The organism is Litorivivens sp., from assembly GCF_041625495.1.
Classification (GTDB): domain Bacteria; phylum Pseudomonadota; class Gammaproteobacteria; order Pseudomonadales; family Spongiibacteraceae; genus Litorivivens.
Window position 1 is genome coordinate 1 of record NZ_JBFJTH010000151.1, and the last position, 8,965, is coordinate 8,965.

Below are 8,965 nucleotides of genomic sequence, written 5' to 3' on the forward strand. Positions count from 1 at the left end.
GCAAGGTAGCTCAGTTGGTTAGAGCACAACACTCATAATGTTGGGGTCGGCGGTTCGAATCCGCCCCTTGCTACCAGATACAAAAAACCCACCCATGCGGTGGGTTTTTTGTATCTGGTCATAATGCGGCTGGCATTGCTTTTCAAACTTATAACGTCGCTACGCATGCCAATTGGCTGAACCCCGCGCGCTGCCAATTGCTGTGGTAAAATTTGCGGCGTTGTCAGCTGATACAGAGCCCCATGAGCACCCCTCGAGATACCATTTACTCTACGCCGCGAACCGCGATAGATCGCTTTGCGTTTGACGATACCGTCGCCTCGGTCTTTCCCGACATGATCCAGCGCTCGGTACCGGGCTATAGCACCATCGTGGCCATGACCGGGGTATTGGCGGATCGCTACGCCAAACCCGGCACCCGCTGCTACGATCTCGGCTGCTCTCTCGGGGCCAGTAGCTTTGCCATGGCACAATACTTGAACGACCGCGACTGCCGCATCGTCGCCGTAGACAATTCCCAAGCCATGCTCACTCGCCTGTCGGAGCGGCTGCCCGATTCCACCGTCCCGGTCGACATGGTGTGCGCTGACATCCGAAACATCGACATCCGCAGCGCGTCGGTGGTCGTATTAAACTTTACCCTACAGTTTCTCGAGCCTGAAACCCGCAATGCCCTGCTGCGCGAGATTTACAACGGCATGGTTAAAGGCGGCATTCTGATACTGTCAGAAAAAATTCGCTTCGCCGACCCGCATTTGCAGGAACTCAATACCGACCTGCACCACGCCTTCAAAAAATCCAATGGCTACAGCGACCTGGAAATTGCACAGAAGCGCAGCGCCCTGGAAAACGTTCTGCAACCAGAAACTCTCGACACCCACGAACAACGCCTGCGCAGCGCCGGCTTCAGTAGTGTAGATGTATGGTTTCAATGCTTTAATTTTGCCTCTCTGGTGGCCATCAAGGCATGAATTTCGACAACTTTCTTGCGCACTTTAGCGACACACCGCTGGCGAGCTGGCTGCCACTTCTCAACGATCAGATCGCAGCAGGTCTTGATCTAAAGCGCTACGGAGACCTGCCGCGCTGGCTGGACTGCCTGAATGCGCTACCAACAACGCTGGTAACAGACAAACAAATCAATCGCGATACCGTGACAGTCGCGGGCGAAATCAGCACCGATCAGCAGCAACAGCTCGACGCCGCTCTACGAGGGCTGCACCCGTGGCGCAAAGGCCCGTTTCAACTCTTTGACACATTCATTGACACCGAATGGCGATCTGATTGGAAATGGCAACGTCTTGCTCCCCATATCGCCAATCTCACCGGGCGTCGAGTTCTGGATGTTGGCTGCGGCAGTGGCTACCACTGCTGGCGAATGCGCGGCGCCGGCGCGCAGTTGGTCGTTGGCATTGAGCCAACACCACTTTTCGTTGTGCAATTTCAGGCCCTTCAGCACTACCTGCAGGATCACCACGTTGGTGTTCTGCCAGTTGGCATTGAACACCTGCCGGAAAAACTGCGCGCCTTTGATACAGTGTTTTCGATGGGCATTCTCTATCACCGCCGCTCCCCTTTTGATCACCTGATCCAGTTGCGCGACGCGCTTTGTTCCGGCGGCGAACTGGTTCTGGAAACCCTTGTAGTAGAAGGCGACACCGGCTACTGCCTGGTACCTGAAGGGCGCTACAGCCGCATGGGTAATGTCTGGTTCCTGCCCAGCACAGGCACGCTGGAATTGTGGCTACGCAAGGTAGGCTTTAGAAATGTTCGCACCGTAGACGTAACAAAAACGACGACTGAGGAACAGCGTCGTACTCAATGGATGCAATTTCATTCGCTGGCAGAATTTCTCAACCCGCAAGACCACAGCCAGACCCTGGAAGGCCATCCGGCACCACTGCGCGCTATTGTATTAGCCGACGCGCCCTGACTATTCAGCCTGCGGTGGGCGCTCACCACCACACAGCACGTCTGTGATCTGCTCGGTATCCATATATTCCTTCAGGCGAAGTAACTTGCCGTTTCGGAACTCAAACAGGAAATGGTAAAGGTTGCGGTACCATTTTCCCGACACATGTTGACCGTTCGATTCAGCTTCTACCGCCACCCGCTCACCCTCAGCGGTCATTGCATGTACGGTAAACGCCAAACCTTCGGGAAAGACATCCAGCACCGCACTAGCGCCAGCTACAATCTGCGGCTTCGTCAACGTACCTGAAATCAGCGTATTGCCCGACGTCCAGCAGGTTCCATCCTCGGCATATGCGGCCGCGATACGCTGCGAGTCGGCGGCATTCATGGCATCAAAGAAAGCCTCAACGCGCCGTTTGTTTTCTTCTTCTATACTCATCAATCTGCCTCGTTAGCAGTGAACACAAAATGTGACTTATTGACTTTACAAGTATAAACTGTTCAAAGTATGATCAATCGACTAATAATTTAATATTGTGCAGATGGATCAGTAGCACAACCCTTGGAGACATGGCCATGCAAGATGCTGAGGGGCATGCATCGCTGGAAGCTTTCCACAACCACACGATGCGGTGGGTGGAAAACCAGATTTCTCTCTGCGTTGGCGAACTCTCGCAAAAATTGCTGGATATGGCAATGAGTGAGACGGAGCGCGATGACGCACTCCTTTACTTCAAACACCACAAATATCTGGAAAACAATCGCCAGCGCATCTGCCAGCATTTCCAACAGCTGGTGCACAATGCTACCCGCGGCGAAGACCCTTCAATCAAAGTCATACCGCAGCAACGGCCAAGCCCGGAGCTGCAATCGCTCCTCAACAAAGCTGGCAGCAAAGACGAGCTGTACAATTACTGCCTAACCCTGCGCGAAGAGGTGTTCGCCACACTGTTTCAACGGGCATTCAACCTGCTTGATCCGGCGCAGGCCGCCAGGGATACCGCGCGCGAGGTGTTTCGCAAGGAGTTTATAGACAGCCTGGGGCAGCTCTATGTCGGGCTTTTGGAAATGACGGCCTCGTCAACTGCCACCCATATCGACCGACGCTCCAATATCGAGGCATGGATCAACCATCTTGAAAAGAAACTCCGCGACACCTCCATCGACGCATCAACTCGCGCGATGGCGGTCGACCGCCTGAACGAACTCCGCAGCAAGCTCGATGAACTCGACACAATGAGCGAGGCGGCCCGCGCTCTGCGCGACCGCTGGTTCCACCCTCACGACGACCTCCAGCACCGACAATACAGTGATGAAGAACTGCTGGCAGACGTTGACCGCCTGTTTCACCCCCTCACCACAATGAGCGGGGTACCGCGTTCGCTCCAATCTCTCGCTGCTCGCATCCGCCCTACCGTCGAAAGCGTTGCCCTGGCGGATCGCGGCTCCTTTATGCAGTCACTGCATCCAGCGAAACAGCTCGTGCATCAGGTAACCGCGACGGTGGCAAACTGGGTCAGCAGCCCCCCCTCCGAACGCAGGAAAATGCTATTAAATGTCAAACAGTCGATTGATATGGGCGTTGGCGCCGGAACCCAGAGTTATCGTGGCGACCCCGCCCTTTTAAGAATTCTGCACCAAGAACTGATGGATTATCTCGCCTATCAAATGCACCGCCTGGAGCGCGAAGAGCAGGAATCCATCGAGCAACCCCACAAACCGAAAGCGACAATCAATCACCTCGACAAGGTTAATGCACGCCTTGAAGAAAAGATGCAGGACATGAGCGATGTGCCACCGCTGTTGCACAAGCTGGTATTTAGCCTATGGAATCGCGTGATTGCCAAAATCTGGCTGGAAGACGGCGAAGACGCCATTTCTACCCAGCAAGCGCTGTCATTGGTCGACGATATCATCTGGTATCTGCACTGCGACGATAAACAACTGCGCTATACCAATACCGAGTTCCTGGGCGATCAGATTGAACGGGACCTTCTCAACGGTCTCAAGCTGATCGACTTCAACACCGCCAAGGGTGTAGAGCTGATTTCCAGCCTGAAACGGCTGCGCAAGCGTCTGCACAGCCCAGAAAATGAAACATTGAAAGCCAGCGGCTGATCCCCCAAGCATTTCCGTTTTTTCTCAACGCAAACCGCGTATAATTGCCCGCCGATAACCGGCAACGGCCGCTGTTTCTTTTTTGTGAAGGGGATTAGTCTTGCACGCCAACATGAACGCCCAGGAATTGCGCAACCTCGAAACTGAGCTCAGCGAGCAGTATGAGGCGATTAAGCAGCGCGGCCTCAACCTCGACTTGACCCGGGGCAAGCCCAGCACAGACCAGCTCAACCTCTCTAACGGCCTGCTCGGTGATATTGCACAGCAGGCGCTCGCCGATGCCAGCCTGCGCAACTACGGCGGCCTGCTCGGCATTCCCGAAGCACGCAAGCTGTTCTCACAGGTCATTGGCGTCAAGCCTGACGAAACCCTGGTGGGCGGCAACAGCAGCCTCACGCTGATGTACTTTGCCGCGCACTTTGCCATGCACTTGGGGGCCAATGGCCCAGATACCGCCTGGATAAAGGAAGACGGGCCAATAAAGATGCTCGCCCCCGTTCCCGGCTATGACCGACACTTCAGCGTCTCGGAAACTCTGGGCATAGAACTGATTCCCGTACCACTGCTCGACGATGGTCCCGACATGGACGAAATCGAGCGCCTGGTAAAAGCCGACCCTCTGATCAAAGGTATCTGGTGCGTTCCCCGCTTCAGCAATCCCACGGGCCACGTGTATAGCGACGCGGTAGTTGCGCGCTTCGCCGAGCTGGGCAACATGGCGGGTAGCAATTTCCGCATCTTTTGGGATAACGCGTATGCCATTCACTTCTTGAACGAAGATGCACCGCAACTCGCTAATATCATGGACGCCTGCCGCAAGGCGGGAACCGAAGACAGCGTGTATATTTTTGGCTCCACCTCCAAGGTCACTTTCGCCGGCGCAGGCGTTGCGTTTATGGGCCTATCAGAAAACAACCTGGCCGTTTTCAGCAAGCAGCTGGGAATGACCCAGATTGGCCCCGACAAAATCAATCAACTGCGCCATGTCGAGTTTTTCCAAAGCTACGACAAACTACTCAACCACATGAAACTGCACGCGGAACTGCTCAGACCGCGTTTTGATGCGGTTCTAAAAGGGCTGGAAAAAGGCCTGGCTGGAACCGGAGCCGGCGAATGGATTACACCGCAAGGCGGTTACTTTATCTCCTTCAACACACTGCCGGGGCTGGCCACCGAAGTCGTTGCCATGGCCGCCGAGGCTGGCGTCAAGCTGACCCCAGCAGGAGCAACCTTCCCCTACGGTAAAGATCCGGAAAACAAAAACATCCGCATTGCACCGAGCGTACCGACAGTGGCAGATATTGAGGCGGCCACCGATGTGTTTGTGACCTGTGTGAAGCTGGCAACTGTGCGCCAGTGGCTGAAAGCCGCCTAAACAGCGCCACCTATGGGCGGGGCTCCCGCCCATAGGTGGCTAACCAACCCGCTGGGACTGTCGCTCTAGTCTCCTGAATCGCCAGTAATGCTGCCAGGGCGCTGGGGCATGGTTGGAAAATTGGCGACCTTGCCACTGCCTGCCGGCAGCTCGTGAATCTTGCCCACACCTTCTTTCTCCACCTCATCAATGCGGATGATGGAGTGCATAGGCACATAGGAACGCGTTACCTGGGCAAACTCATTTTTGAGCTTCTCCTCACCCGGATTCACAATAACCTGCCCGATTTCACCGAACACAAACTCTTCCACCTCCAGAAAGCCGTACATCTCACTCTGGTAAATTGCCTTGGCGTACAGCTCGTATACCTGATTCTGGTTGTAAAAAATAACTTTGTAGATGGGCGTTTTGCTCATTCGCGCACCAGCAACCTGCAGTATCAAAAAAAGGGCGGCGATAGTAGCACATTTGCGAATTTGGCGTGCAAAAAAACAGCAACTCCGCTTGGGGGTTTCAGCCCCCGCTCTGTATAATGACCGCCCATTTTTCAGACAGTTGCGAGTTCCGGGCACCCTTATGGCCAACGCACCGAAAAAGCTTTTCATCAAAACCCACGGCTGCCAGATGAACGAGTACGATTCCGCTCGTATTCAGGATCTGCTGGGGGTCTCGCATGGCCTGGAGCCCACCGACAACCCGGAAGAAGCGGATGTTCTCCTTCTAAACACCTGCTCTATCAGGGAAAAAGCCCAGGAAAAGGTATTTCACCAGCTAGGCCGCTGGAAGCAGCTCAAGGACAAAAACCCTGATCTGGTGATTGGCGTCGGCGGTTGTGTCGCAAGTCAAGAGGGCGCTGACATCGGCCAGCGGGCACCCTATGTGGATGTCATTTTTGGCCCCCAGACCCTACACCGCGTGCCGGACATGCTGAAAAGCCGCAAACCCGATGGCCCCATTGTTGTCGACGTTACCTTCCCGGAAATTGAGAAGTTTGACCGCCTGCCGGAGCCTTCTGTAGACGGCCCCAGTGCGTTTGTCTCCATTATGGAAGGCTGCTCCAAGTACTGCACCTTCTGCGTCGTGCCCTATACCCGGGGCGAAGAGGTCAGCCGGCCGTTGGAACAAGTCATCGCCGAAGTGGAATCCCTTGCCGATCGCGGTGTACGCGAAGTAAACCTGCTTGGTCAGAACGTTAACGCCTACCGCGGCGCCACCTCCGATGGCGATATCGTCGACTTCGCAGAGCTGCTCAGCTTCGTTGCTGCAATTCCCGGCATAGATCGCATTCGCTACACCACCTCCCACCCCGTGGAGTTTTCGGACGCTCTGATAGAGGCCTATCGCCATATACCGCAGCTGGTGAACCACCTTCACCTACCTGTTCAGAGCGGCTCTGACCGAATTCTGAAGGCTATGAAGCGCGGCCATACGGCTGATGAATATCGCGCTAAAATCGCCAAACTGCGGGAAATTCGCCCGGATATCAGCCTCTCCTCTGACTTCATCGTGGGCTTTCCCGGAGAAACCGAACAGGATTTCAGCGAAACCATGCGCCTGATTGCCGACATCGGTTTCGATACTTCGTTCAGCTTTATCTATAGCGCCCGACCCGGCACCCCCGCCTCCCAGCTAGATGACGAAACGCCTGAAGCGCTCAAGAAGCAACGCCTGCAGATCCTGCAGCAACGCATCGTACAGAAAGCCCAGGAAATCAGCCAAAACATGGTTGGCACCACCCAGACAGTGCTGGTGACCGGCGTATCCCGAAAAGACCCCGGGCAACTGCAGGGTCGCACCGAAAACAACCGAGTAGTCAACTTTAGCTCAGCAGATCAATCACTTATCGGCGAATTCGCTAAAGTCACCATCACTCAGGCACTGCCAAACTCCCTGCGCGGCGAGCTCTGCGCGCAATAATGGTTTGGCAGGCACATAAACTCGGTTATCCTAAAACCATCATCGACGTCATTTTGACGGTAATTCTGGTAACACATTGACTTCAGTACCCATACAAACTGTTCTCACTCTCGAACCCAACGACCCACACTTATTGGCACAGCTCTGCGGCCAATTTGACGAACACCTGCAGCTGATTGAACAGCGCCTGGCCGTTCGCATTGGCATTCGGGGCAACGCCCTGTCGCTTGAAGGTCCGCAGACAAACGTTGAAGCGGCGACCTCGGTCATCGACAGCCTTTACCGAGAGTGCGAAAACGGTGCCAGCCTCAATCTAGAGGCAGTACACCTGCACCTGCAGGAAGCGGGACTGGAACAGGCGCGAGATGCTGAAACCACGGTCGCGCCGATGACAATCATCCGCACCAAACAGGTCACCATCAAACCGCGCGGCAAAAACCAGCAGCTATATGTGCGCGCAGTCAAAGCCAACGACATCAACTTCGGCGTTGGCCCGGCTGGCACCGGCAAAACCTACCTCGCCGTCGCGTGCGCGGTTGAAGCCCTGATGAACAACGAAGTGGAACGGATACTACTGGTTCGCCCGGCGGTGGAAGCAGGCGAAAAACTCGGCTTTTTGCCCGGCGATCTTGCACAGAAAATAGACCCATATCTGCGCCCACTGTACGACGCTCTCTACGAGATGCTCGGCTTTGAAATGGTCAGCAAACTGATTGAACGCAATGTGATTGAGATTGCGCCACTGGCCTATATGCGCGGTCGCACCCTGAATAATTCCTACATCCTGCTGGACGAAGCGCAGAACACAACGCGCGAACAGATGAAAATGTTTCTTACCCGGATAGGTTTCGGCTCAACGGCCATTGTTACTGGCGATGCGACCCAGATAGACCTTCCGCGAGGCACCCCATCAGGACTGACTCACGTATTGAATGTACTGAAAGACATTGACGGCATCAGCATGACCTTCTTCCAGTCCAAGGATGTCGTGCGCCACCCACTGGTGCAGCGCATTGTCGAAGCCTACGAAGCGTATAGCGGCGATACCGCCTCCCTAGACAAAACCAAGTCATGAACCTGATCGTCGATCTGCAGAATGCCAGTTCGGCCTCTGCATTACCCCAGATAGCCGACTTTGAACGCTGGGTTCATGCTGCCCTGAGCGGACAGCGCGACGAAGCCGAGGTCTCCATTCGCGTTGTAGACGAAGCCGAGAGTGCCGAACTGAACCACCAGTATCGCCAGCAAAACAAACCCACCAATGTGCTCTCTTTTCCCGCCGACCTGCCACCGGAGCTCGGTCTGCCTTTACTCGGCGATCTGGTAATCTGCGCCAGCGTCGTAGAACGAGAGGCAACCGAACAATGCAAGACAGCCCCGGCCCACTGGGCTCACATGGTGGTACACGGCACGTTACACCTGATTGGTTATGATCACATTGATGATACACAAGCCCAGGAAATGGAAGCGCTGGAAATAGATATTCTGGAAAGACTGGAGTTTGCGAACCCCTATCTGGCAAACTAGCCGGCCGGATTGATAATCCCACAAACCCATGCAGCGTAAACGCAAGATAGCTCCCACAGGAGGACAGCACACAAATTCATGAGCGACGACCGATCTGGCAACGATTCAGGCGAC

General features: G+C 54.9%; 9 protein-coding genes. 7 read left to right on the forward strand and 2 right to left on the reverse strand.

Translation table 11 applies throughout. The features are described 5' to 3' along the window. The first annotated feature begins 242 nt into the window (after positions 1–242). Positions 243–971: a carboxy-S-adenosyl-L-methionine synthase CmoA gene (cmoA, locus tag ABYP39_RS14845; RefSeq protein WP_372764210.1), complete on the forward strand. Its 729-nt coding sequence runs from the start codon at positions 243–245 to the stop codon at positions 969–971. Beyond that, a complete protein-coding gene (gene cmoB / locus ABYP39_RS14850) occupies positions 968–1,933 on the forward strand; it encodes a tRNA 5-methoxyuridine(34)/uridine 5-oxyacetic acid(34) synthase CmoB (RefSeq protein WP_372783297.1) in 966 nt (321 codons plus the stop codon). Before cmoA ends, cmoB begins: the two co-directional genes overlap by 4 nt. Here the strand turns inward: cmoB and ABYP39_RS14855 are convergent, their stop codons facing one another. Then, the gene (locus ABYP39_RS14855; RefSeq protein ID WP_372750716.1) at positions 1,934–2,353 is read right to left on the reverse strand and encodes a nuclear transport factor 2 family protein; all 420 of its coding nucleotides are present in this window, start codon (positions 2,351–2,353) and stop codon (positions 1,934–1,936) included. It lies immediately after the preceding gene. A 137-nt stretch (positions 2,354–2,490) separates the two neighbouring features. Between ABYP39_RS14855 and ABYP39_RS14860 the strand changes: the two genes are divergently transcribed. Then, positions 2,491–4,032, forward strand: coding sequence for a DUF1631 family protein (locus tag ABYP39_RS14860; RefSeq protein ID WP_372783299.1), 1,542 nt, complete (start codon positions 2,491–2,493; stop codon positions 4,030–4,032). Between the two features lie 112 nt (positions 4,033–4,144). Continuing rightward, positions 4,145–5,407 (forward strand): aminotransferase, encoded by a 1,263-nt coding sequence (locus tag ABYP39_RS14865; protein WP_372783302.1) that lies wholly within the window; start codon positions 4,145–4,147, stop codon positions 5,405–5,407. 65 nt (positions 5,408–5,472) lie between these two features. Here the strand turns inward: ABYP39_RS14865 and ABYP39_RS14870 are convergent, their stop codons facing one another. Next, entirely contained in the window at positions 5,473–5,823 is a 351-nt protein-coding gene (locus tag ABYP39_RS14870; protein WP_372750390.1) for a DUF1820 family protein, read from the reverse strand. A gap of 160 nt (positions 5,824–5,983) precedes the next feature. On the opposite strand from ABYP39_RS14870, the gene miaB reads away from it, so the two are divergent. The 3 genes from miaB (at position 5,984) to ybeY (ending at position 8,851) form a co-directional block, all read left to right on the forward strand. Further along, positions 5,984–7,324, forward strand: a complete 1,341-nt coding sequence (gene miaB, locus ABYP39_RS14875) for a tRNA (N6-isopentenyl adenosine(37)-C2)-methylthiotransferase MiaB (RefSeq protein ID WP_372758462.1) — start codon at positions 5,984–5,986, stop codon at positions 7,322–7,324. Positions 7,325–7,400: 76 nt separating this feature from the next. Then, positions 7,401–8,399, forward strand: coding sequence for a PhoH family protein (locus ABYP39_RS14880; RefSeq protein ID WP_372763909.1), 999 nt, complete (start codon positions 7,401–7,403; stop codon positions 8,397–8,399). Further along, positions 8,396–8,851, forward strand: coding sequence for an rRNA maturation RNase YbeY (ybeY, locus tag ABYP39_RS14885; RefSeq protein WP_372748874.1), 456 nt, complete (start codon positions 8,396–8,398; stop codon positions 8,849–8,851). Before ABYP39_RS14880 ends, ybeY begins: the two co-directional genes overlap by 4 nt. The last annotated feature ends 114 nt before the right edge of the window (positions 8,852–8,965 follow it).